We start from the raw sequence: 24,758 nt of genomic DNA, 5'->3' as shown, positions 1-24,758 counted from the left end.
GATGATCATGTTGAAGCATATAGCCAATTTTATCAGTATTTTCTTTTAGAGGTTTCCCTTGAAATAAAACGGCTGGGAAATCAGGCGTTAATAGACCGCAGATAATGGAAAGTAAGGTTGATTTGCCACAGCCAGAAGGTCCTACAATAGATAGAAACTCTCCTTTTTCCATTGAAAAAGTAATATTTTTTAATGCTTGTGTTTCACCACTTAAGGTATGGTAAGTATAGCTTAAATTTTTGATTTCTAATATCTTTTCCATAAAAGCCTCCGTTTTTCGTATATAGTAATTTATGTGAGAATTAGAAATGAGTGCTTGATTGAAGTGTGGAGAAAGGGTATAATTTATAAAATAAAGTATTTATGGAGAAAAACAATGAACTATCAAAAAGAATTGGAAAAATTACTAGTAAAGTTAGAAAAAGAAAATAAAATCCCAAGACTATTATTGCATAGTTGCTGTGCACCATGTAGTAGTTATGTGTTGGAATACTTATCAAAATATTTTGAAATTACAGTATTTTATTATAATCCGAATATTTTTCCGGAAAGTGAATATACAAAACGCATTTTAGAGCAACAAACACTCATAGAAGAAATGGAAATGAAATATCCTGTGTCATTTATTGCGGGAAATTATGAGAAAGAGAAATTTTATGAAATGGCAAAAGGATTAGAACATTTAAAAGAAGGAAAAGAACGTTGTTTTAAGTGTTACGCACTTCGACTAGAAGAAGCAGCTAGACTTGCTAAAGAAGGAGAATTTGATTACTTTACGACGACGCTTAGTATCAGTCCAATGAAAAATGCAGAGAAATTAAATGAAATTGGAAATGCATTAGGAAGAGAATATGGTGTTGAATATTTACAGTCTGATTTTAAGAAGAAAAATGGATACAAGCGTTCTATTGAACTTTCAAAAGAATATGGGCTTTATCGACAGGATTATTGTGGCTGTGTGTATTCTATGCAGGAGAGAAAAAATAGTTAAAACAAAAGATAGTAAGAAATGAGGAATGGAAAATGAAAGAAAAATTAAGAGTTGGAATTCTTGGAGCGACAGGTATGGTTGGGCAACGATTCATTTCTTTGTTGGAAAATCATCCATGGTATGAAGTAACAGTAGTGGCAGCAAGTCCTAAATCAGCAGGAAAGAGTTATGAAGAAGCAGTTGGAAATCGTTGGAAAATGGATACACCTATTCCAACGAAGATAAAAAGTCTTAGAGTAATGAATGTTCATGAAGTAGATGAAATTTCGGCACAGGTTGATTTTGTTTTTAGTGCTGTTGATATGAATAAAGAAGAAATTCGTAATATAGAAGATGCTTATGCAAAAGCTGAGACTCCAGTGGTTTCAAATAATAGTGCACATCGTTGGACAAAGGATGTACCAATGGTTATTCCAGAAATCAATGCAGAACATTTTGAGGTGATTGAAGCGCAGAAAAAAAGATTAGGAACAACACGAGGGTTTGTGGCGGTAAAACCAAATTGTTCTATACAAAGTTATGCTCCAGTTCTTACTGCATGGAAAATGTTTGAGCCTAAAGAAGTGGTTGCTACAACATATCAAGCGATTTCTGGTGCGGGAAAAACATTTAAAGAATGGCCAGAAATGATTGAAAATATTATTCCATTTATTTCTGGAGAAGAAGAAAAAAGTGAACAAGAACCGTTAAAAATTTGGGGCGAAGTAATTGATGGAGAAATTGTGAAAGCAGAGTCACCAGTAATTACAACGCAGTGCATTCGTGTGCCGGTTTTAAACGGACATACTTCGGCAGTATTTGTAAAATTTGCAAAAAAACCAACAAAAGAACAATTAATTGAGAAATTGTTGGAATATGAAGGAACACCACAGAAATTACATCTTCCGAGTGCTCCGAAACAGTTTATACAATATTTAGAAGAAGAAAATCGCCCAGAGGTGAAAAAAGATGTCAATTATGAGAATGGCATGGGAATTTCTGTTGGAAGATTGAGAGAGGATACTCTTTTTGATTTTAAATTTGTAGGGCTTTCTCATAATACAATTAGAGGAGCAGCAGGGGGAGCAATTCTTTGTGCGGAAACATTAACAGCACAGGGATATATTCAAGCAAAATAGTTAATGACAAAGGAGAGATGAATAATGGGTATTATTTCAAGAAGTTTTGGTGTGACTTCAAAGGGAAAAGAAGCAACTTTATATACAATTACAAATAAGTCTGGAATGAGTATTTCTGTTACAGATTTTGGCGCAACTTTAGTAAGTGTAATGGCACCAGATAGAAACGATGAATACTTAGATGTTGTACTTGGCTATGATGATGTGACAGGATATGAAAATGGAACATTATTTTTTGGTGCTAGCGTAGGGAGATGTGCAAATCGTATAGGTGGGGCTAAGTTTATGATTGATGGAAAGACATATCACTTAGAAAAAAACGATTACGGAAATAATCTTCACAGCGGAACAGATTTTTATAATAAAAGAATGTGGGAAGTGCGTTCTAAAAATTATGAAAGTGTTACGTTTACTCTTCATAGTAAAGGAGGGGATCAAGGTTTCCCGGGTGCACTAGACATGGAAGTGAAATACACATTGACAGAGAATAATGAAATAAAAATAGAATATTATAGTGTTCCAAGCGAGGACACAATTATTAATATGACAAATCACAGTTATTTCAATTTAAATGGGCATGATTCAGGTAGTGCTATGGAACAGGAAGTTGGAATTGCAGCAAAATATTTTACAAAAACAGATATACAATCTATTCCAACAGGAGAAATTGTTGAAGTAGAAGGAACTCCTATGGATTTTCGTACAAAAAAACCATTAGGAAGAGATATTGAAGAACAATATGAACCACTTATTTTTGGAAGAGGATATGATCATAACTGGGTATTAGAAAATGAAGGAAAGTTTGATAAAGTGGCTGAAATGTCCTCAAATGAAAGTGGGATCGTTATGGAAGTTTATACCGATTTACCAGGGATGCAGTTGTATACAGGAAACTTTGTCGAAAATGAGATTGGGAAAAATGGGGTTATGTATGACGTACGTCATGGTGTTTGTTTTGAAACACAATATTTTCCAGATGCAATTAATAAAGAAAATTTTGTAAGTCCGATTTGTCTTGCTGGAGAAAATTATAGGACGATTACAGTGTTTAAATTTAGTGTAGAGTAATTTTATGAGAAAATCAGTATATATAGCAGAAAAGCCAAGCGTAGCACAAGAGTTTGCTAAGGCGTTAAAATTAAATGTAAAGAAAAAAGATGGATATTTGGAATCAGAAGAAGCAGTTGTAACTTGGTGTATAGGTCATTTGGTTACAATGAGTTATCCAGAAGTATACGATGAAAATTTAAAACGATGGAGATTAGAAACACTACCATTTTTACCCGAAAAGTTTTTATATGAAGTAATCCCTGCAGTAAAAAAACAGTTCGAAACGGTTAAAAGAATTTTGACGAGGGATGATGTAGATACTATTTATGTTTGCACAGACTCTGGACGAGAGGGAGAATATATTTATCGGCTTGTAGAGCAAATGTGTGGTGAGAATGTAAAACAAAAACTTAGGAAAAGGGTATGGATTGATTCGCAGACAGAAGAAGAAATTTTAAGAGGAATCAAAGAGGCAAAAGATTTATCAATGTATGATAATCTTTCGGCTTCGGCATATTTGCGTGCAAAAGAAGATTATCTTATGGGGATTAATTTTTCTCGTCTTTTAACATTAAAATATGGAAATAGTATATCGAACTACCGTCATACAAAATTTACAGTAATTTCGGTTGGAAGAGTAATGACTTGTGTTTTGGGTATGGTGGTGAGAAGAGAACGAGAAATTCGGAGTTTTGTTAAGACACCATTTTATCGTGTGTTGAGTACTCTGAAATTAGGGGAAGTTAATTTTGAAGGGGAATGGAAGGCAATAAAAGGTTCAAAATATTTTGAGTCGTTTGACTTATATAAGGAAAATGGGTTTAAAATAAGAGAAAAAGCAGAAGAATTAATCGAATATTTAAATGATGAAAATCCTTTGACGGCACGAGTTGTATCTATAGCAAAGAAAAAGGAAAAGAAAAATCCACCACTTTTATATAATTTGGCTGAATTGCAAAATGAATGTGCCAAAAAATTTAAAATTAGTCCAGATGAAACACTTCGAATTGTGCAAGAATTGTATGAAAAAAAACTAGTTACCTATCCAAGAACAGACGCAAGAGTATTATCCACAGCAGTTGCAAAAGAAATTTCAAAAAATTTGAATGGTCTATCAAAGTATGAGATGGCAAAACCATATTTAAGTGATATTTTGCGTTTTGGAAGTCATAAAGGACTAGAAAAAACTCGTTATGTAAATGACAAACAGATTACAGATCATTATGCCATTATACCGACAGGCCAGGGGCTAATAGCTTTGCAATCAGTATCTGCAATTGCAAAACAAGTTTATGATACGATTGTAAGAAGGTTTCTCAGTATATTTTATCCACCAGCAGTCTATCAAAAAATGAGTATTGTAACTCAAATGAAAGAAGAACAATTCTTTTCTAATTTTAAAGTGCTTGCAGAAGAGGGGTATTTGAAAGTAACAGGAGTTTTACAGGTGAAAAAGGAAACAGAGTCAGAGGAAAATACATCTGATGCGGGGTTATTTTCTGCTATTCAACATTTAAAAAAAGGAGATGTTCTTCCGGTGAATGCGTTAGCGATAAAAGAGGGTGAAACATCTCCACCAAAAAGATATAATTCGGGATCAATCATTTTGGCAATGGAGAATGCAGGACAATTAATAGAAGATGAAGAATTGCGTGCCCAGATTAAAGGGAGTGGAATTGGTACAAGTGCGACAAGGGCAGAAATTTTAAAAAAACTATTAGGTATTAAATATTTGTCCTTGAATAAGAAAACACAAATTATTATTCCTACATTACTAGGAGAGATGATTTTTGATATAGTGGAAAATTCTATTCGCTCTTTGCTGAACCCTGAATTAACTGCGAGTTGGGAAAAAGGGTTGACATATGTGGCAGAAGGTACGATTACCCCTGAAGAATATATGGTAAAACTTGAAAATTTTATTAAGAGCAGAACGCAGGGAGTGTTAGGATTAAATAATCAGTATAAATTAAGAAGTTGTTATGATGCTGCTGCACAGTTTTATAAGAAGGGAAAATAAATTATGGAAAAATTGATGGTAAAAACTTTATTCAATTTAGATGAGACAATTGCGAAAGAGTTGTTCAGTAACGTAACATATCCATGGGAAGTTCTTCCAAAAATCAGTGAATTTATTATAGAGTTGGGAAAATCATTAAGTGAGGAAGAGTATGATAGATGCGGGGAAAATGTTTGGATTGCTAAAAGCGCTATGGTAGCACCAACAGCTTTTATTCAGGGACCTGCAATTATAGGAAAATATGCGGAAATACGACACTGTGCTTTTATTCGTGGAAATGCAATTGTAGGTGAAAGTGCAGTTGTTGGAAATTCTACAGAATTAAAAAATGTGATTTTATTTAATAAAGTACAAGTGCCACATTATAATTATGTTGGAGATTCTATTTTAGGCTATAAATCTCATATGGGGGCAGGAGCAATTACTTCTAATGTAAAATCGGATAAAACGCTTGTAATAGTAAAGAACAATGGAAAAGAAATAGAAACTGGTTTGAAAAAATTTGGAGCGATATTAGCTGATGAGGTGGAAGTGGGCTGTGGCTCTGTGTTAAATCCGGGAACAATTATTGGGGAGCATACAAATATTTATCCGTTATCTATGGTAAGAGGTTATATTCCGTGTAATTGTATTTATAAAAAGCAAGGTGAAATTATAGAAAAGCAATAAATAAATTGACAATAAAAAAAGTCAAGTGTATTATTATGAAAAATAAGAAATACGCTTGACTTTTTATTGTTGAGAATTTGTAGGGGGATTAAAATGCTTGAAGTACAAAACTTAAAAAAGATGTATGGAAAAAATTTGGCTGTTGATCATGTGAGTTTTACTGTTCCGGATGGAAAAGTTGGGATTTTACTTGGACCTAATGGTGCAGGCAAATCAACGATTATTAAAAGTATTGCAGGACTTTTAAAATACGATGGGAGCATTGAAATTCAAGGATATGCTGCAAAAACTATAGAGGCGAAAAAAATATTTGCATATGTTCCAGAAATTCCATCCATGTTTGAGGCGTTGACAATTAGAGAACATATTGAATTTGTAAAAAAGGCATATATGAGTACAATTTCTGATAAAGAAATAAATATTTTGTTAGAACGATTTGAACTTTTAGATAAGCAAGATAAATTAGGAAACGAATTATCAAAAGGAATGATGCAAAAAGTTAGTATTTGTTGTGCATTAACACTTCAACCTCAAGTGATTTTATTTGATGAACCGATGGTTGGACTTGACCCGAAAGCAATTAAAGAATTAAAACAAGTGATAGTTGAATTGAAAAAAAGAAATGCTACAGTTTTGATAAGCACACATATGCTAGACATGGTAAAGGAATTGTGGGATGTAATGTATATTATGGAAAAAGGGAAAATTGTTGGTACATATACGAAAGAACAATTAGGAGATAAGAATATTGATGATGTATTCTTTGAATTAACGGATGGTGATAAATAATGAGAGCACTATTGTATGTTTCAAAAAGAAGTTTGGTTAATTTTATAAAAAAGGCTATTAAAAGACCTACTACATATTTGTTCCTAGGTGTTATGATGGTATATGTGATTATTTTTGGTATGGGAGTATTTGTATGGCGAGACTCTGGAATTTTCACAGAAAAGGGATCGTTAGTCGCTATATTGACAATATGGACAACATTTATATTTTTTAGTAATTTTATTACTTATGCAAAGAAAAAGGGGATTTTGTTTAAGCAGAGTCATGCACATTTTGTTTTTGTTGCACCGATTTCTCCCAAAATGATTCTTCTTATGGGAGCAATGAAAAATTATATATTTAGTATTGTTGTTACACTTTTGATTTTTTATGGAGAACTGGTTGTTTTTCAAGTAAATTTTTTAAAAGCAATGTTAACCTCTTTTGGAATGTTGATTTTGGAATTGATTTTAGAGATGAGTCTTGTGATTTTTCTCTATGCTAATGAAACAATGTCTTTTAAGACAACTACTTGGATTTGCAGAAGTCTTTATGTATTTCTTTTAGGAATTGTTTGTGTAGCTATTTTCTATTTTAGAAAAAATGGAATGTCATCAGAAACGCTTGTAGAATTTATAGATTATCCAGTTATACAACTGATTCCGATTTTGGGATGGAATATTTCAGTCTATCGCATGGTATTTTTAGGTGCGACAACTTTAAATGTTGTTTGTAGCATTTTGTATGTTCTGTCAGTTGTAGGTATGTTTTTTATTGCTTATAAAATGAAATGTACAGGAGAATACTATGAAGAAGCTGCAAAATTTGCAGATGATTATGCTGAATTTCGTAAAAAAAGCAAAAATGGTGAAATGGTTATGACTGTTGGACGAAAGAAAAATTTCAAAAAATCGGTAAAACTAGATTACAAAGTATCAGGAGCAAAAACGATTTTTTATAGACAGTTGCTAGAATATAAAAAAGAAAAATTTTTTATTTTTGGAGGCATGACATGTTTAGTAACAATTATTGCGCTTTTATTTATAAAAGTCATTGGGATAAAAGATGGATTATCACCACAAATGATGTTGCTTCTTATTATGGCGTATATTATATTTTGTACAACAGGATATACAGGGAAATGGGAAAAGGAATTAAAAACTCCGTATTTATATTTAATACCAGATACACCGATTAAAAAAATGTGGTATGCAACAATGATAGAGCATATTCGTTCGTTCGTCGATGGGAGTATATTAGCGATTATAATAGGTATCGCATGGAAAATTCCTGTTTTTGAAATCATATTAGCAATATTAATTTATGTTGTATTGCAAGCAAATAAGCTTTATATACGTATATTGGTAGAATCTATTTTAAGTGCTTCGGCTGGAGTGAATTTGAGAAATATTTTTTGTATGCTTTTTCAGTCAGCAATACTTAGTATTGGAGGAATTCTTGGAGGTTTAGTATCCCTTTTTATTAGTGCTAAATTACTCTTTCCGATTATATTTATTTACAGTATACTAATGGTAAGTATAATAGCGTTGTTGGCTTCGTCAAGATTTTGCCAGATGGAAAAAAGAGATTAAAGACAGGAGGAAAAGAAATGATTCAAGATGATTATGTTATGTTTGAAATTGGAGAAAGAAAAAATATAGCGCTAGTTGCTCATGATGGAAAGAAAAAAGAACTTGTTGAATGGTGTGAACGGAATAAAGATATTTTAAAAGAGCATACTCTTTGTGGGACGGGAACAACATCAAGATTAATTGCAGAGAGAACAGGCCTTCGGGTGAAAGGGTATAATAGTGGGCCACTCGGTGGAGATCAGCAAATTGGTGCGAAAATCGTAGAAGGAAAGATTGATTTTATGATTTTTCTTTGGGATCCTTTGGAGGCGCAACCTCATGATCCTGATGTCAAAGCGTTACTTCGTATTGCGGTTGTGTATGATATACCAATTGCGAATAATTTGTCTACGGCAGATTTTATGTTGCATTCAGAATATATGAAAACAACATATAGTAGAAAAGTAGAAAATTTCAATAAAAAGGTAGAAGATCGTGTCAGCCAAATGAAATGATCAAAAATATCTCTGTAAATTGTTGCAGAGATATTTTTCTTGAGAAAATAAGTTGAATATGTTATTCTAAAAATAGTTCTAATAAATCATTTGAAATGAGTATTCACTCGTAAATTCCCTTTTTAAGTAAATTGAATAAAGAAGGTGATACTACTAAGAAAGTATTGACATTTAGAAAAAAGTATACTACTATATCATTAGAAAAACGAACATAAGTTCGTGGAAAAGGAGATTATTATGGCGACAGAGGATAAATTAAAAGCATTAGATGCAGCGATATCTAAATTAGAAAAAGATTTTGGTAAAGGAACAGTAATGAAACTAGGCGATGCTGGAGCGAATGTGTCTGTGGAAACTGTTCCAACAGGTTCGCTAAGTCTTGACATTGCATTAGGATTAGGAGGAGTTCCTAAAGGACGTGTTATTGAAGTATATGGACCCGAATCAAGTGGTAAAACAACTGTTACTTTACATATGATAGCAGAAGTACAGAAAAGAGGAGGAATAGCAGGATTTATTGATGCTGAGCATGCTTTAGATCCTGTGTATGCCAAGAATATAGGTGTTGATATTGATGAATTATATATTTCACAACCAGATAGTGGTGATCAAGCTCTTGAGATTGCTGAAACTATGGTACGCTCAGGTGCTATGGACATAGTTGTTATCGATTCAGTAGCTGCGTTAGTTCCAAAGCAAGAAATCGAGGGTGATATGGGAGATAGTCATGTGGGACTTCAAGCTAGACTGATGTCTCAAGCATTGCGAAAATTGACTCCTGTTATCAGTAAATCTAATTGTGTCGTTATTTTTATTAACCAATTACGTGAAAAAGTTGGTGTTATGTTTGGTAATCCTGAGACAACAACAGGAGGTCGTGCATTGAAATTTTATGCTTCTGTACGCATGGATGTAAGACGAATTGAAACGCTAAAACAAAGTGGAGAAATGGTTGGAAACCGTACAAGAATAAAGATTGTAAAAAATAAAATTGCACCTCCATTTAAAGAAGCTGAATTTGACATTATGTTTGGAAAGGGGATTTCTAAAGAAGGAGATATTTTAGATTTGGCTACAGGAATAGATTTAGTTAGTAAAAGTGGTTCTTGGTATGCTTATAATGGAGAAAAAATTGGTCAAGGGCGTGAAAATGCAAAGACTTATTTACATGCACATCCTGAGATTATGGATGAATTAGAAGCGAAAGTTCGAGAACACTATGGACTTGGTGTGGAAAGTAATAATATAGACAAAGAGGAAGAATAGGATGATTGTTACTAGAGTGGAGCCTCTTACGAAGATAAAATGGAAAGTGTATCTTGATGGAAAGTTCGTTTTTGTATTATACAAAGGCGAACTTTCGCGTTTTCACATAGCTCAAGGGGAAGAAGTTTCAGAAGAACTATTTGTAAAAATAAAACAAGAAATAATCTTAAAGCGTGTGAAATTGAGAGCCCTTCATTTGTTGAATCAAATGGATAGAACAGAGGAGCAGTTGAGAACAAAATTAAAACAAGGATATTATACCGATGAGATGATTGACCAGGCAATTGCTTATGTTAAGGGGTTTGGTTATATAGAAGATACTGGTTACGCAAAGCGTTATATTTTAAGTAAGCAAAAGAGTAAAAGTAAAAAAGAAATTTATGCGCAATTACGTCAAAAAGGAATTGATAAAGAAATAATTAACTATGCGATGGAAGAATGTTATGATGAGGATGAAGAGCTAGAGGCAATTAGGAAACTAATTGAAAAGAGACATTTAGATATCGAAAGTGCAACGGATAGTGAAAAAATAAAAATATATGGATACTTGTCAAGAAAGGGTTTTTCTTATGAATGTATCCGTCAGGTAATACAAAATTCTGACTGGAATGCTTGACAGATTTGGCGAAACAGTATAAAATTTAAGTGTTGTATTTGTACAATGAAAATTAAATAAGGAGGTGCTCCTGTGCCAATTGTTAGTATAATTGTTGCTGTAGTTATTACGCTTGTTATAACGGCAATCGTTACTCGCTTTGTTACTGTGTCTAATCTGAAAAAGAATGCAGATTCTAAGATTGGTAATGCAGAAAGCAGAGCAAGAGAGATAATAGATGACGCATTGAAAACAGCTGAAACAACTAAGAAAGAAGCTCTCTTAGAAGTAAAAGAAGAGTCTATTAGGACGAAAAATGAACTTGAAAAAGAGACAAAGGAACGCAGAGCAGAATTACAACGCTATGAAAAGCGTGTGCTTTCTAAAGAAGAAGCACTCGATAAGAAAGTGGATGTGATTGAACAGCGTGAGGCAAATTTTGTTGCGAGAGAAGAAGAAATTAAGCAACGAGAAATGAAGGCAGAAGAACTTAGCAAACAACGTGTACAGGAACTAGAAAGAATCTCAGGACTTACCTCTGAACAAGCAAAAGAATATCTGTTAAAAACTGTAGAAGAAGATGTAAAACATGATACTGCGAAGATGATTAAAGAATTAGAAACGCAGGCAAAAGAAGAAGCAGGGAAAAAAGCGAGAGATTATGTTGTTACTGCTATTCAAAAATGTGCAGCAGACCATGTTGCAGAAACGACAATTTCTGTTGTGCAACTTCCAAGTGATGAGATGAAGGGAAGAATTATTGGTAGAGAAGGTCGAAATATTCGTACTTTAGAAACATTAACAGGAGTTGAGTTAATTATAGATGATACTCCAGAAGCAGTTGTCTTATCAGGATTCGATCCAATTCGAAGAGAAGTAGCGAGAATTGCTTTGGAAAAATTAATTCTTGACGGACGAATTCATCCAGCAAGAATTGAAGAAATGGTTGAAAAAGCACAAAAAGATGTAGAAACAATGATTCGTGAAGAAGGAGAGAATGCTGCACTAGAGGTAGGTGTACATGGTATTCATCCAGAATTGATTCGACTTTTAGGAAGAATGAAATTCAGAACAAGTTATGGTCAAAATGCATTGAAACACTCTATTGAAGTTGCTCAATTATCAGGACTTCTTGCAGGAGAAATTGGATTAGATGTAAGAATGGCGAAACGTGCAGGACTTTTACACGATATAGGTAAATCTATTGACCATGATGTAGAGGGATCGCATATTCAGATTGGTGTTGATTTATGTAGAAAATATAAAGAATCAGCAATTGTAATCAATGCTGTAGAATCACACCATGGAGATGTAGAACCTGAAACATTGATCGCATGTATTGTGCAGGCGGCAGATACTATTTCTGCAGCAAGACCAGGTGCAAGAAGAGAAACATTAGAAACATACACAAACAGATTAAAACAATTAGAAGACATCGCAAATCAATTTAAAGGTGTTGATAAATCTTTTGCTATTCAAGCAGGTAGAGAGATTCGTATTATGGTAGTTCCAGAACAAGTATCAGATGCAGATATGGTACTTTTAGCTAGAGATATTTCTAAACAAATTGAGTTTGAATTAGAATATCCAGGACAAATTAAAGTTAATGTAATTCGAGAATCACGAGTTACAGATTATGCAAAATAAGAAAAATAGAACCCTTGTCATTTGACAAGGGTTTTTACTTATATAAAATATGGATGACGGGAGATAAGATGATGGAAAAATTGAAACGAATAAATAGAACATTAAAATATGAAGGAGCAATATTAAAAGTATATACAGATGAAATTCAACTTCCTAATGGCAATAGAACCCATTGGGATTACATACATCATAACGGAGCGACAGCTATTGTTCCTATTAGGAAGGATGGGAAGATTTTATTAGTACGTCAATACCGTAATGCTTTAGATCGAGAAACGTTGGAAATTCCGGCAGGAAAATTAGATGACGAAAGTGAAAAACCAGTATTATGTGCTTTGCGTGAGTTAGAAGAAGAAACAGGATATGTTGCTGGAAAAATCAGCCATCTTCTTACATTGTGTACATGGGTTGCATTTACCAATGAAAAAATAGAAGTATATGTGGCAGAAGAATTACAATCTGCAGAGCAACATTTGGATGAAGATGAATTTATTGATGTGGAAGCGTATACAATAGAAGAGATAAAAGAAAAAATTTTCAGTGGAGAAATCCAGGATGCAAAAACAATCTCCTCTCTATTGGCGTATGAGAATTGGAAGAAAAAAGAATAAAAAGAGAGACAAGGCATATAATGAAATATCTAAAAGAATGGAGGAATCTAAGTGAATATACATCAGAGCAAGACTCAGATAGTCATATTTTGTGTGGCGGGTTTTTTTGGAGGTATCTTATATGCCAATTTTATTTCAAATCAGATTTTTAACACATCAGGGATTTTCAGCGAGTATTTTTTGAGCCAGTATCCATCTATTGAAATTATTTCAAAGGAATACATTTGTTACGTTTTGCGAATACGACTAACTCCATTAATTTTCCTTTTTTTACTAGGACAGACAAAAATACGAAAAACAATGATTTCGCTTTTCCTTTTTTGGATAGGATTTTCTGGAGGAATTTTAATTGTAACTTCAATTTTTCGTTTGGGAATGAAAGGAATTATGCTTTTTGTTATAGGAACTATGCCACAATTTCTTTTTTATGTTTTAGGATATGCACTGGTGATTTGGTATTTATATATATACCCAATGTCAAAATGGAATTATAGTAAAACGGTATTTCTTTTTAGCATGATCGTTCTTGGTGTTATAATGGAAGTATATGTAAATCCAATATTGATGAAAATGTTTGTACGTACAATATAAAGTTAGGTCGCAGTATATGCGGCCTAACTTTATGTTGTCAAGATAAATATCTTTTGAGAAAGAGGATGGATAGAATGGTAATCGCACATTGACTAATAATTAAGCCCCATAAGTACCCAAGAATACTATAAATGGGAATTAATATTAAAATACCTACTATTCTGATAAGAAGTCCGATTACATTGATGAAAAATGTTGTGGTTGTTTTCCCTAATCCATTTAATGAACTAATTAAAGTGTTGTTCGTATATAGGAAAGGACAAATCCAAGCCAACGTTAAAATAAATTTTGTAGCAAGTACACTATGAAAAAGAGTGTTTCCTAGTAGTTTTCCAAGTAAGAGAAAGCTAAAAGTACAAAAGAATCCGAGGGTAAACGTGTAAACTCCGATTTTTTTGATAAGCATACGTAGACGTGTTTTGTCATTTTGAGTTTGTATTTCTGCAATCGTTGGAAGTAACATAGTAGAAATGGACGTTGTAATGGCAGAAGGAAAAAGAATACATGGGAGAGCCATTCCTGTTAATACCCCATAAGTGGCTAGTGCATCAGTGTTTGTTAATCCATATGTAATCAAACGCGCAGGGATGGATATAGCTTCAATACTTTGTAAAAGATTTAAAAGAATTCTATTTGCAGTAAGAGGAATGGAGAGACGAGAAAGTTCAAAAAAAGAAAAGTAGAATGGGGAATGAAAATGGCGAACTTTCGTATTGGTTGTATTATGATGAAAATAAAAAATACAATAAAAGGAAGAACATATTTCTCCACATATTAATCCTAAAACGGCAATAGAAATAGAAGGAGTCATATTATGTTTTGTTCTTGCGAAACAAATAAAATATACAAAAGCAACTCGAGAACATTGCTCTATCAATTGAGAAATGGCTGGGACACGAGTTCTTTTGAAACCAAGATAATATCCGCAAACGCAACTATGTATAGATGAAAATGGAAAAATGTAGGAAAGAGTAATTAGTAAAATAGTACATCTAGAATCGTGCAAAAAGTTTTTTGCGATGAAAAAAGCGTGTTTTTGAAGAAAAAGCATTGTGAAAAAGGAAATAAATAAAGATACAGTTAATCCTACATATAAAGTTTGAAGAGCTTCTGATTGCTTTTTTAGAGATTGCTTTTGTGCGACAATACGTGAAATGGCAATCTCAATTCCTGCTGCAGTGAGAGAAAAACAGAGGGCAAAAATAGGAAAGATTAGTTGGTATAGTCCTACACCTTCTTCGCTGAAAGTACGACTTAAAAAAATCCGATAAAAAAATCCGATAAATCGACTAAGAAATCCAGTAATGGTTAAAATAAAAGTTCCTTTTATGATAGTGTTTTTTTTAGATGTATTAGACATAGAATAACTCCTATATAGTTTGGTTTAAATATATTCAAGAAATAATCTTGACAGAACAAAAAAGGAGTGCTATCCTAAAAAAGAATTCCTAGTAAAATGCTAGGAATTTAAAAGAGAGATAAAGAAGGTGAAAACTTGAAATTATCAACAAAAGGAAGGTATGGTTTGAGAGCTTTAATAGATCTAGCACAATATAGTGAAGTCGAACCTGTTTCTATTAGTAGCATTTCTATGCGACAAGGAATATCAGAAAGATACTTAGAACAACTGATGGCACTTCTGAAAAAAGCTGGGCTTGTGAAAAGTATTCGAGGAGCTGGTGGAGGTTATGTTCTTGCAAAGGAAAAAACGGATATTTCTGTTGGAGATATCCTAAGAGCTTTAGAAGGAAAGTTAGAACCTGTTGAATGTTCAGGATTTTCTTCTGAGGAAAGTTGTGAGGCGGCTGGTGGTTGTGTAACAAAATATGTTTGGAAAAGGATTAATGAAAGCATAAATCAAACCGTTGATGAAATCAAACTAGACAAACTTGTAGAAGAAAGTAAAGCGATGAATCCTACAAATAAGTATGAAAATAGAAATTGCAACAAATAAATAGGAGGTTAGAAAATGGAAAGATTTATTTATTTAGATAATGCAGCAACAACAAAAACGGCGCCTGAAGTTGTGGAGGCGATGGTGCCATATTTTACAGAAAATTATGGAAATCCATCAAGTGTATATAGTTTTGCTGCCAAAAATAAAAATGTGATTACAAAGCAACGCGAAATTATTGCAAATCTACTTGGAGCAGAGGCAAATGAAATTTATTTTACAGCAGGTGGTTCGGAAGCAGATAATTGGGCGTTGAAAGCAACAATGGAGGCTTATAAAGACAAGGGAAATCACATTATTACAACAAAAATTGAACATCATGCAGTTTTGCATACAGCAGAATATTTGGAAAAGCAAGGATTTGAAGTTACTTACTTAGATGTAGATGAAAATGGTATTGTGAAGGTAGATGAATTGAAAAAAGCAATTCGTCCAACAACCGTTTTGATTTCTGTTATGTTTGCTAATAATGAAATTGGAACAATTCAGCCGATAAAAGAAATCGGAGAGATAGCGAAAGAAAATGGTATTCTTTTCCATACAGATGCTGTGCAAGCGTTTGGACAAATTCCTATTAATGTAGATGAATGTCATATTGATATGTTAAGCGCTAGTGGACATAAATTGAATGGACCAAAGGGAATCGGATTCCTTTATATTAGAAAAGGAGTAAAAATTCGTTCGTTTATCCATGGCGGTGCACAAGAAAGAAAACGTCGAGCAGGAACAGAAAATGTTCCGGGAATTGTAGGTTTTGGAACAGCTGTAAAACGTGCTGCAAAAACGATGAAAGAACGTACAGATAAAGAAATCGAATTAAGAAACTATATGATTGAGAGAATTTCATCTGAAATTCCGTATGCAAAATTGAATGGGGATGCAAAAAAAAGACTTCCTAATAATGTAAACTTTAGTTTTCGTTTTATTGAAGGAGAATCCTTGCTGATTATGTTGGATATGAAAGGGATTTGTGCATCAAGTGGTTCAGCTTGTACATCAGGATCTCTCGATCCATCTCATGTTTTATTAGCAATCGGTTTACCACATGAAATAGCACATGGATCAGTTCGTATGACTTTAAGTGAAGAAACAACAAAAGATGATATTGATTATGTGGTTGATAACTTAAAAGAAATTGTAAATAAATTAAGAAGTATGTCACCACTATATGAAGATTTTGCAAAAAAACATAATAAATAAGAGAGAAAGAAGGAAATTAATATGTATACAGAAAAAGTAATGGATCATTTTCAAAATCCAAGAAATGTAGGAGAAATTGAAGATGCAAGTGGAGTAGGAACAGTAGGTAACGCAAAATGTGGAGATATTATGAGAATGTATCTGGACATTGATGAAAATCAAGTTATAAAAGATGTAAAATTTAAAACATTTGGATGCGGAGCTGCTGTTGCAACAAGTAGTATGGCTACAGAGTTAGTAAAAGGAAAAACAATTTATGAAGCTTTAAAAATAACAAATAAGGCGGTTATGGAAGCACTTGATGGACTTCCACCAGTGAAAGTACATTGTTCATTGTTGGCAGAAGAGGCTATTCATGCAGCGCTTTGGGATTATGCAGAAAAACATGGAATTAAAATTGAAGGGTTAGAAAAACCAAAATCAGATATTCATGAAGATGAAGAAGAGGAAGAAGAATATTAATAAGGAGTTATAATGGAAAGGAAAAAGGTAGTTGTTGGATTATCAGGAGGCGTAGATTCATCGGTTGCAGCTTATTTATTGAAAGAACAGGGGTACGATGTGATCGGTGTCACAATGCAGATATGGCAAGATGAAGATAGGGCTATTCAAGAAGAAAATGGTGGATGTTGTGGACTTAGTGCTGTAGATGATGCACGTAGAGTGGCAAATGATTTAGAAATCCCTTATTATGTAATGAATTTTAAAAAAGAATTTAAAAAAGAAGTTATTGATTACTTTGTTGATGAATATAGACGAGGAAGAACGCCGAATCCGTGTATTGCCTGCAATCGTTATGTGAAATGGGAGTCTCTTTTGAAAAGAAGTATGGATATTGGAGCGGATTATATTGCTACAGGACATTATGCAAGAATTGCTCAATTAGAAAATGGACGATACACATTAAAACGTTCTGCAACATTGGCAAAAGACCAAACATATGCTTTATATAATTTAACACAGGATCAGTTATCTCGCACGTTGATGCCAGTAGGGGAATATACAAAAGATGAAGTGAGACAGATTGCGGAAAAAATTCAATTGCAGGTAGCGAATAAACCAGATAGTCAGGATATTTGCTTTGTACCAGATGGTGATTATGCGTCGTTTATCGAAGAGACAACTGGTGAAAAAATAGAAACGGGAAATTTTGTTGATGTGAATGGGAATATTCTCGGAAAGCATAAGGGACTTATTCATTATACGGTTGGGCAGAGAAAGGGACTTGGCTTATCGTTAGGATATCCGGCATTTGTATTAGAAATCTGTCCAGAAACAAATGAAATTGTTATTGGTTCAAATGAAGACTCTATGTCATATACTCTACGCGCGAACCAGTTGAATTTTATGTCCGTTTCAGATTTAGAGGACGATATGCGAGTATTTGCGAAAATTCGTTACAATCACAAAGGAGCGTGGTGTGTAATTAAGAAAATCGCAAAAGATGAATTACTATGTACATTTGATGAAGCACAACGCGCTATTACACCAGGACAAGCAGTTGTTTTTTATGATGAGGACTATGTGGTGGGTGGCGGAACAATCATAGGAGTTTAAAAATGCAATCAGATTTTCATATGCATACCAATTTTTCTACAGATGCTTGTACAATACCTCAAGATATGATTGAAGAAGCAATATGTAAAGGATTAAGTCGGATATGTATTACTGACCATATGGATCAAGATTACAGTGAAGAAGGGACACAATTTGTTTTTCCCCCAGAGAAATATTTCTCAATGATGAAAAGACTTCGCGAGAAATATTCCTCGCAGATCGACGTACGAATAGGTGTTGAGATGGGTTTACAACCTCATTTGAAAACATTTATTAATGATTTTGTGAGTAAATATACATTTGATTTTGTTATTGGTTCTGTTCATTTGATTGATGGAAAAGATCCACATTTTAAAATAGAAAACTTTAGAACGGATAGGGAAATTTACCAAAGAGGATTTGAACAGATTCTTGAATGTGTAGAAAAGGATATGGATTTTGACGTTCTTGGACATATGGATTATGTTGTTCGGTATGGGAAAGAAAAGATATATTTCTATCAAGAATATAAAGAAATAATAGATCAAATATTATATTCTTTAATTTCTCAAGGAAAAGGAATAGAACTGAATACGGCAGGACTTAAGTATGGATTAGCATTTGCCCATCCGCATCCACAAATTTTAAAAAGATATAAAGAATTGGGTGGCGAAATTATTACTGTTGGCTCAGATGCACATGAACCCAAACATATTGCTTATCAATTTGATCGAGCAAAAGAGCTTTTAGAAGAATGTGGTTTTAAATATTATACAGAATTTAAAGGAAGAAAACCAATTTTTATACAAGTTGGATAAAAATACAAAATAACCTTGAAATTTTGTTTTGAATTTAGTACAATGTTAAAAGGTTGATGATTCTTTAACAAAGAAAGAAGAATCTCACATTTATATACTGTTGAACAGTGATTTTATAATTAAACTTTAGGAGGAATTAATCATGGCAGTAAAAGTAGCGATTAATGGATTTGGACGTATTGGACGTCTTGCATTCAGACAAATGTTCGGAGCAGAAGGATATGAAGTAGTTGCAATCAACGACTTAACATCTCCAAAAATGTTAGCTCACTTATTAAAATACGATTCATCTCAAGGAAAATATGCTTTAGCAGATAAAGTAACAGCAGGAGAAGATTCAATTACTGTAGATGGAAAAGAAATTAAAATTTACGCAAAAGCAAACGCTGAAGAACTTCCTTGGGGAGAAATTGGTGTTGATGTTGTATTAGAGTGTACAGGATTCTATACATCAAAAGATAAAGCAGAAGCACATATTAAAGCAGGTGCAAGAAAAGTTGTTATCTCTGCTCCAGCAGGAAATGATCTTCCAACAATCGTTTACAATGTAAACCATGACACATTAAAACCGGAAGATACAGTTATTTCTGCAGCATCTTGTACAACAAACTGCTTAGCACCAATGGCTGATGCATTGAATAAATTAGCAACAATCAAATCCGGAATTATGTGTACAATTCATGCATACACAGGTGATCAGATGACACTTGATGGACCACAGAGAAAAGGTGATTTAAGACGTTCTCGTGCAGCAGCAGTTAATATTGTACCAAACAGCACAGGTGCAGCAAAAGCAATTGGATTAGTTATCCCAGAATTAAATGGAAAATTAATTGGATCTGCACAACGTGTTCCAACTCCAACAGGTTCTACAACAATTTTAACAGCAGTTGTTGAAGGAAATGTAACAGTTGACGAAATCAATGCAGCAATGAAAGCAGCAGCAAACGAATCATACGGATACAATGAAGATGAAATCGTATCAAGTGATATCGTAGGAATGAGATATGGTTCTTTATTCGATGCTACACAGACAATGGCTCTTCCATTAGACAACGGAACAACAGAAGTTCAAGTTGTATCTTGGTATGACAATGAAAATTCTTACACAAGCCAAATGGTAAGAACAATCAAATACTTCTCTGAATTAGCTTAATCTTAAATTAGAGATAAAGATTCCAAAAGGGGTCCGGTCTTATAGGACTGGGTCCCTTTATTTATACAAATAAGGAGGCAAAATCTATGCTTAACAAAAAATCAGTGGATGATATTAATGTAAAAGGAAAAAGAGTTCTTGTAAGATGTGACTTTAATGTTCCTTTAATCGATGGAAAAATCACGGACGAAAATCGTCTTGTAGCAGCACTTCCTACAATCAAAAAATTAGTTGCAGATGGTGGAAAAATTATTCTTTGCTCACATCTTGGAAAACCAAAGGGAGAACCAAAACCAGAATTATCTTTAGCACCTGTTGCCGTAAGATTATCTGAATTATTAGGACAGGAAGTTAAATTTGCAGCAGATGCAACTGTTGTAGGAGAAAATGCTAAAGCAGCAGTAGATGCAATGAACGAAGGTGATGTTATTCTTCTTGAAAATACACGTTATAGAGCAGAAGAAACAAAAAATGGAGAAGAATTTAGCAAAGAACTTGCTTCTTTATGTGACGTATTTGTAAATGATGCTTTTGGTACAGCGCACAGAGCACACTGTTCAAATGTTGGAGTAACTCAATTTGTTGATACAGCAGTAGTTGGATATTTAATGCAAAAAGAAATTGATTTCTTAGGAAATGCAGTAAATAATCCAGAAAGACCATTTGTTGCTATTTTAGGTGGAGCAAAAGTATCAAGTAAAATTTCGGTTATCGAAAATTTACTTGATAAAGTAGATACACTTATCATTGGTGGTGGTATGGCATATACATTCTCTAAAGCAAGAGGTGGAAAGATCGGTCTTTCTCTTTGCGAAGATGATTATATGGAATACGCTTTAAATATGCTTAAAAAAGCAGAAGAAAAAGGAGTGAAATTACTTCTTCCAGTTGATCATCGTATCGGAGATGATTTTTCTAACGATGCAAATGTACAGATTGTAAATAGTGGAGAAATCCCTGAAGGTTGGGAAGGTATGGATATTGGACCAAAAACAGAAGTTCTTTTTGCTGATGCTGTTAAAGATGCAAAAACAGTTGTGTGGAATGGACCTATGGGATGTTTTGAAATGCCTAAATTTGCAAATGGTACAGAAGCAGTTGCAAAAGCTCTTGCAGAAACAGATGCCGTAACAATTATCGGTGGTGGAGATTCTGCTGCGGCAGTAAATCAATTGGGATATGGAGATAAAATGACACATATTTCTACAGGTGGTGGAGCTTCCCTTGAATTCTTAGAAGGAAAAGAATTACCAGGAGTAGCAGCAGCAAACGACAAATAAGTTAAACAGAACAAATGTGAACGAGATAAAAATGTCTCGAGAATATAAAAATAAGGGAGATAATAAAATGGCAAGAAGAAAGATTATTGCTGGTAACTGGAAAATGAATAAAACTCCTAGCGAAACAGTTACTTTATTAAATGAATTAAAACCATTAGTAGCAACAGAAGAAGCGGATGTTGTATTTTGTGTACCTGCAATTAGTATTATTCCAGCAATTGAAACTGTAAAAGGCACAAATATTTGTATTGGTGCAGAAAATATGTATTTCGAAGAGAACGGGGCATATACAGGAGAAATTGCACCAAATATGCTTACAGATGTTGGGGTGAAATACGTTATTATTGGGCACTCTGAGAGAAGAGAATATTTTGCAGAAACAGATGAAACTGTAAATAAAAAAGTAAAAAAAGCATTTGAGCATGGAATTACACCAATTATCTGCTGTGGTGAGACATTATCACAGAGAGAACAGGGAGTTACTATTGATTTTATTCGTCAACAAATTAAAATTGCTTTCTTAGATGTAACAGCAGAGCAGGCTAAGACAGCAGTAATCGCTTATGAGCCAATTTGGGCGATTGGAACAGGAAAAGTAGCGACTACAGAACAGGCTCAAGAAGTTTGCGCTGCAATTCGTCAGTGTATTGGAGAAATCTATGATGCAACAACAGCAGAAGAGATTCGTATTCAATATGGTGGTTCTGTATCTGCAGATAGTGCTCCTGAATTATTTGCACAGCCAGATATTGATGGTGGACTTGTAGGAGGAGCTTCCTTAAAAGCAGATTTCGGAAAAATTGTAAACTGGAAATAATTTCTTATTACGAAAAGGGGCAGGAGAAATCCTAGCTCCTTTTTTGTGAATGCTAAGCGGGGGTTAAAAATGAGGAGAATTGAAAAAATAAATCAAGTCACAGATAATCGGTTTTTGAATATGTATACGTTAGAAATGAAGAGTGAGGAGAACAAAAAAAGTACATATTACGTAGCTTCTCGAGCCAAAAACATTAATGAGCTAAAAATTACAACGAAAAGAAATAAAGCGGATGGGGTGATCATATATAGCCTATATTATGATCAAGATAATAAGTGTGAAAAAGTTGTTCTTATTCGTCAATATCGTTGTCCGATCGATGACTATATTTATGAATTCCCAGCTGGATTAGTGGATGAAGGGGAAGATTTCAAAACAGCAGGAATTCGTGAATTAAAGGAAGAAACAGGGCTAATTTTGTCACCAATTGATGTAAAAGATATGTTTACGAAACCTTTTTTTACCACAGTAGGAATGACAGATGAATCTTGTGGAACGGTATATGGATATGCAAAAGGAAAACCATCTAAAGAAGGCCAAGAAGAAAATGAAGAAATCGAAATTGTATTGGCAGATAGAAAAGAAGCAAGAAGAATATTGGAAGAAGAGAACGTATCCATTATGTGTGCATATATGCTTATGCACTTTTTACATACTGCTGAGGGAAAAGTATTTGATTTTTTAGAAGCGATTTAAAGGTAAAACCTTGAAACCATTAAAGAAATCATGTAAAATAATTCAAGTAAAGAAAACGTTAATCAATTAACATAAAGGAGATAAAGAAATGAGTAAAAAACCAACAGTTTTAATGATTCTTGACGGATATGGTTTAAATGACAAGCACGAAGCAAATGCCGTTTATGAAGGAAAAACACCTGTTATGGATAAATTAATGGAAGATTATCCGTTTGTCAAAGGAAATGCAAGTGGAATGTTTGTAGGACTTCCAGATGGACAAATGGGGAATTCTGAAGTAGGGCACTTGAATATGGGTGCAGGACGTATTGTATATCAAGATTTAACAAAAATTACAAAATCAATTCAAGATGGTGATTTCTTTGAAAATGAAGCATTGCTTGCAGCATGTAATAATGTAAAAGAGCATGATTCAGCTCTTCATTTATTCGGACTAGTATCTGATGGTGGAGTTCACAGCCATAATTCACATATTTATGGATTGTTGGAACTTGCTAAAAAAAGAGGAATTGAAAAAGTTTATGTACATTGTTTCTTAGATGGACGTGATACGCCACCTGCATCAGGAAAAGAATATGTACAAGAATTAGCAAACAAAATGCAAGAAATAGGAGTAGGTGAAATAGCTTCTGTTATGGGACGCTATTATGCGATGGATAGAGATAATCGTTGGGATCGTGTAGAATTAGCCTATAACGCAATGGTAAAAGGTGAAGGAGAAACAGCAGAATGTGCAGTGTGTGCGGTACAAAACTCTTATGATGCTGATAAAACAGATGAATTTGTTCTTCCTACAGTTGTTGTAAAAGATGGAAAACCAGTTGCGACAATAAAAGATAACGACTCGATTATTTTCTTTAATTTTAGACCGGATAGAGCAAGAGAAATTACAAGAGCTTTTTGTGATGATAATTTTGAAGGGTTCAATAGAGGAGAACGTATTAAAACAACATATGTATGCTTTACAGAATATGACGTAACAATCCCAAATAAATTAGTTGCTTTTCATAAAACAGAAATCACAAATACGTTTGGAGAATTTTTAGCTAACAATAATATGACACAAGCAAGAATTGCAGAGACAGAAAAATATGCTCATGTTACATTTTTCTTTAATGGAGGGGTAGAAGAACCAAATAAAGGAGAAGATAGAATCTTAGTAAAATCCCCTAAAGTTGCAACATATGATTTACAACCTGAAATGAGTGCATATGAAGTGTGTGATAAATTGGTGGAAGCTATTAAGTCGGATAAATATGATGTTATCATTATTAACTTCGCAAATCCTGATATGGTTGGACATACAGGAGTAGAATCGGCAGCTATTAAAGCTATCGAGACTGTTGATGAATGTGTCGGAAGAACAGTAGAAGCATTGAAGGAAGTGAATGGACAAATGTTTATTTGTGCAGATCATGGAAATGCAGAGCAGTTGGTAGATTATGAATCAGGAGAACCATTTACTGCTCATACAACAAACGAGGTTCCATTTATTTTGGTAAATGCAGATCCTTCATACAAGTTGAGAGAAGGAGGATGTCTTGCAGATATTGCTCCAACTCTTATTGAATTGATGGGAATGGAACAACCAAAAGAAATGACAGGAAAATCCTTATTAATTAAATAAATTAAATAGTAAGTAAAAAAACACGAATATAAAATTAAAACATATCCCAATAGTAGATGAAATATGTACCGACCCCCAAAAGTTAGACCAAAAATCTAACGATTGGAAGGTCGGTATTTTTGTGGCTAAAAAGCATATAAAACTTTACCTTCTGGCTGCATAAAAATAGCAAGACAGCTAAAAGCTGCCTTGCTATTAAAGTCTAACTTTAAGGGGTCACCTCAATATCTTTAACATTTGGAGAGGGATTTTATTATGTCTA

Annotated in this window: 25 protein-coding genes; 23 read left to right on the top strand and 2 right to left on the bottom strand. The window is 33.6% G+C overall.

Annotated elements, in window-relative coordinates; genetic code table 11:
• A partial coding sequence (locus ACY2U7_RS06300; RefSeq protein ID WP_461816077.1) for an ATP-binding cassette domain-containing protein occupies positions 1 to 262 on the bottom strand: 262 nt, incomplete at its 3' end.
• A gap of 114 nt (positions 263 to 376) precedes the next feature.
• On the opposite strand from ACY2U7_RS06300, the gene ACY2U7_RS06295 reads away from it, so the two are divergent.
• The 13 genes from ACY2U7_RS06295 (at position 377) to ACY2U7_RS06235 (ending at position 13,412) form a co-directional block, all read left to right on the top strand.
• Complete coding sequence (locus ACY2U7_RS06295; protein WP_461812854.1) at positions 377 to 991, top strand: epoxyqueuosine reductase QueH; 615 nt, start codon at positions 377 to 379, stop codon at positions 989 to 991.
• A 32-nt stretch (positions 992 to 1,023) separates the two neighbouring features.
• Positions 1,024 to 2,109: an aspartate-semialdehyde dehydrogenase gene (asd, locus tag ACY2U7_RS06290; protein WP_461816076.1), complete on the top strand. Its 1,086-nt coding sequence runs from the start codon at positions 1,024 to 1,026 to the stop codon at positions 2,107 to 2,109.
• 24 nt (positions 2,110 to 2,133) lie between these two features.
• Positions 2,134 to 3,177: an aldose epimerase family protein gene (locus ACY2U7_RS06285; RefSeq protein WP_461812852.1), complete on the top strand. Its 1,044-nt coding sequence runs from the start codon at positions 2,134 to 2,136 to the stop codon at positions 3,175 to 3,177.
• A gap of 4 nt (positions 3,178 to 3,181) precedes the next feature.
• Complete coding sequence (locus ACY2U7_RS06280) at positions 3,182 to 5,179, top strand: DNA topoisomerase (RefSeq protein ID WP_461812851.1); 1,998 nt, start codon at positions 3,182 to 3,184, stop codon at positions 5,177 to 5,179.
• Between the two features lie 3 nt (positions 5,180 to 5,182).
• Positions 5,183 to 5,848 carry an acyltransferase gene (locus ACY2U7_RS06275; RefSeq protein ID WP_461812850.1) on the top strand — a complete coding sequence of 222 codons (666 nt, stop codon included), beginning with the start codon at positions 5,183 to 5,185 and terminating at the stop codon, positions 5,846 to 5,848.
• Between the two features lie 93 nt (positions 5,849 to 5,941).
• Positions 5,942 to 6,637 carry an ABC transporter ATP-binding protein gene (locus tag ACY2U7_RS06270; protein WP_461812849.1) on the top strand — a complete coding sequence of 232 codons (696 nt, stop codon included), beginning with the start codon at positions 5,942 to 5,944 and terminating at the stop codon, positions 6,635 to 6,637.
• Positions 6,637 to 8,208 carry a putative ABC exporter domain-containing protein gene (locus ACY2U7_RS06265; RefSeq protein ID WP_461816075.1) on the top strand — a complete coding sequence of 524 codons (1,572 nt, stop codon included), beginning with the start codon at positions 6,637 to 6,639 and terminating at the stop codon, positions 8,206 to 8,208. Before ACY2U7_RS06270 ends, ACY2U7_RS06265 begins: the two co-directional genes overlap by 1 nt.
• 17 nt (positions 8,209 to 8,225) lie before the next feature.
• Positions 8,226 to 8,702, top strand: coding sequence for a methylglyoxal synthase (locus ACY2U7_RS06260; protein WP_461812847.1), 477 nt, complete (start codon positions 8,226 to 8,228; stop codon positions 8,700 to 8,702).
• Between the two features lie 237 nt (positions 8,703 to 8,939).
• The gene (recA, locus tag ACY2U7_RS06255) at positions 8,940 to 9,968 is read left to right on the top strand and encodes a recombinase RecA (RefSeq protein ID WP_461812846.1); all 1,029 of its coding nucleotides are present in this window, start codon (positions 8,940 to 8,942) and stop codon (positions 9,966 to 9,968) included.
• Position 9,969: 1 nt separating this feature from the next.
• A complete protein-coding gene (locus tag ACY2U7_RS06250) occupies positions 9,970 to 10,584 on the top strand; it encodes a regulatory protein RecX (protein WP_461812845.1) in 615 nt (204 codons plus the stop codon).
• A 72-nt stretch (positions 10,585 to 10,656) separates the two neighbouring features.
• Positions 10,657 to 12,210 (top strand): ribonuclease Y, encoded by a 1,554-nt coding sequence (rny, locus tag ACY2U7_RS06245; protein WP_461812844.1) that lies wholly within the window; start codon positions 10,657 to 10,659, stop codon positions 12,208 to 12,210.
• A gap of 68 nt (positions 12,211 to 12,278) precedes the next feature.
• Positions 12,279 to 12,821: an NUDIX hydrolase gene (locus tag ACY2U7_RS06240; RefSeq protein ID WP_461816074.1), complete on the top strand. Its 543-nt coding sequence runs from the start codon at positions 12,279 to 12,281 to the stop codon at positions 12,819 to 12,821.
• A gap of 51 nt (positions 12,822 to 12,872) precedes the next feature.
• Positions 12,873 to 13,412 carry a stage II sporulation protein M gene (locus ACY2U7_RS06235; protein WP_461812842.1) on the top strand — a complete coding sequence of 180 codons (540 nt, stop codon included), beginning with the start codon at positions 12,873 to 12,875 and terminating at the stop codon, positions 13,410 to 13,412.
• 37 nt (positions 13,413 to 13,449) lie between these two features.
• Here ACY2U7_RS06235 and ACY2U7_RS06230 read toward each other — a convergent pair whose 3' ends face one another.
• Complete coding sequence (locus ACY2U7_RS06230; protein WP_461816073.1) at positions 13,450 to 14,772, bottom strand: oligosaccharide flippase family protein; 1,323 nt, start codon at positions 14,770 to 14,772, stop codon at positions 13,450 to 13,452.
• 135 nt (positions 14,773 to 14,907) lie between these two features.
• Between ACY2U7_RS06230 and ACY2U7_RS06225 the strand changes: the two genes are divergently transcribed.
• The 10 genes from ACY2U7_RS06225 (at position 14,908) to gpmI (ending at position 24,496) form a co-directional block, all read left to right on the top strand.
• Entirely contained in the window at positions 14,908 to 15,366 is a 459-nt protein-coding gene (locus ACY2U7_RS06225) for an RrF2 family transcriptional regulator (RefSeq protein ID WP_461816072.1), read from the top strand.
• Between the two features lie 15 nt (positions 15,367 to 15,381).
• On the top strand, positions 15,382 to 16,566 hold the full coding sequence (nifS, locus tag ACY2U7_RS06220) for a cysteine desulfurase NifS (RefSeq protein ID WP_461812839.1): 1,185 nt from the start codon (positions 15,382 to 15,384) through the stop codon (positions 16,564 to 16,566).
• A gap of 21 nt (positions 16,567 to 16,587) precedes the next feature.
• Complete coding sequence (gene nifU / locus ACY2U7_RS06215; RefSeq protein ID WP_461812838.1) at positions 16,588 to 17,028, top strand: Fe-S cluster assembly scaffold protein NifU; 441 nt, start codon at positions 16,588 to 16,590, stop codon at positions 17,026 to 17,028.
• A gap of 12 nt (positions 17,029 to 17,040) precedes the next feature.
• Positions 17,041 to 18,123, top strand: a complete 1,083-nt coding sequence (gene mnmA / locus ACY2U7_RS06210; RefSeq protein WP_461812837.1) for a tRNA 2-thiouridine(34) synthase MnmA — start codon at positions 17,041 to 17,043, stop codon at positions 18,121 to 18,123.
• A gap of 2 nt (positions 18,124 to 18,125) precedes the next feature.
• Complete coding sequence (locus ACY2U7_RS06205) at positions 18,126 to 18,920, top strand: histidinol-phosphatase HisJ family protein (RefSeq protein ID WP_461816071.1); 795 nt, start codon at positions 18,126 to 18,128, stop codon at positions 18,918 to 18,920.
• Positions 18,921 to 19,062: 142 nt separating this feature from the next.
• A complete protein-coding gene (gene gap / locus ACY2U7_RS06200) occupies positions 19,063 to 20,076 on the top strand; it encodes a type I glyceraldehyde-3-phosphate dehydrogenase (protein ID WP_461812835.1) in 1,014 nt (337 codons plus the stop codon).
• 86 nt (positions 20,077 to 20,162) lie between these two features.
• Entirely contained in the window at positions 20,163 to 21,356 is a 1,194-nt protein-coding gene (locus tag ACY2U7_RS06195; protein ID WP_461812834.1) for a phosphoglycerate kinase, read from the top strand.
• A 67-nt stretch (positions 21,357 to 21,423) separates the two neighbouring features.
• Positions 21,424 to 22,173 carry a triose-phosphate isomerase gene (gene tpiA / locus ACY2U7_RS06190; protein WP_461812833.1) on the top strand — a complete coding sequence of 250 codons (750 nt, stop codon included), beginning with the start codon at positions 21,424 to 21,426 and terminating at the stop codon, positions 22,171 to 22,173.
• A gap of 69 nt (positions 22,174 to 22,242) precedes the next feature.
• Positions 22,243 to 22,869 carry an NUDIX hydrolase gene (locus ACY2U7_RS06185; RefSeq protein WP_461816070.1) on the top strand — a complete coding sequence of 209 codons (627 nt, stop codon included), beginning with the start codon at positions 22,243 to 22,245 and terminating at the stop codon, positions 22,867 to 22,869.
• A gap of 88 nt (positions 22,870 to 22,957) precedes the next feature.
• Positions 22,958 to 24,496: a 2,3-bisphosphoglycerate-independent phosphoglycerate mutase gene (gene gpmI / locus ACY2U7_RS06180; protein ID WP_461812831.1), complete on the top strand. Its 1,539-nt coding sequence runs from the start codon at positions 22,958 to 22,960 to the stop codon at positions 24,494 to 24,496.
• Positions 24,497 to 24,758 lie beyond the last annotated feature (262 nt).

The organism is Faecalimonas sp. (assembly GCA_029264305.1).
Classification (GTDB): Bacteria; Bacillota; Clostridia; order Lachnospirales; family Lachnospiraceae; genus Faecalimonas.
Note: the sequence above shows the minus strand (reverse complement) of the source record. Positions and strands in the feature narration are given on the sequence as shown.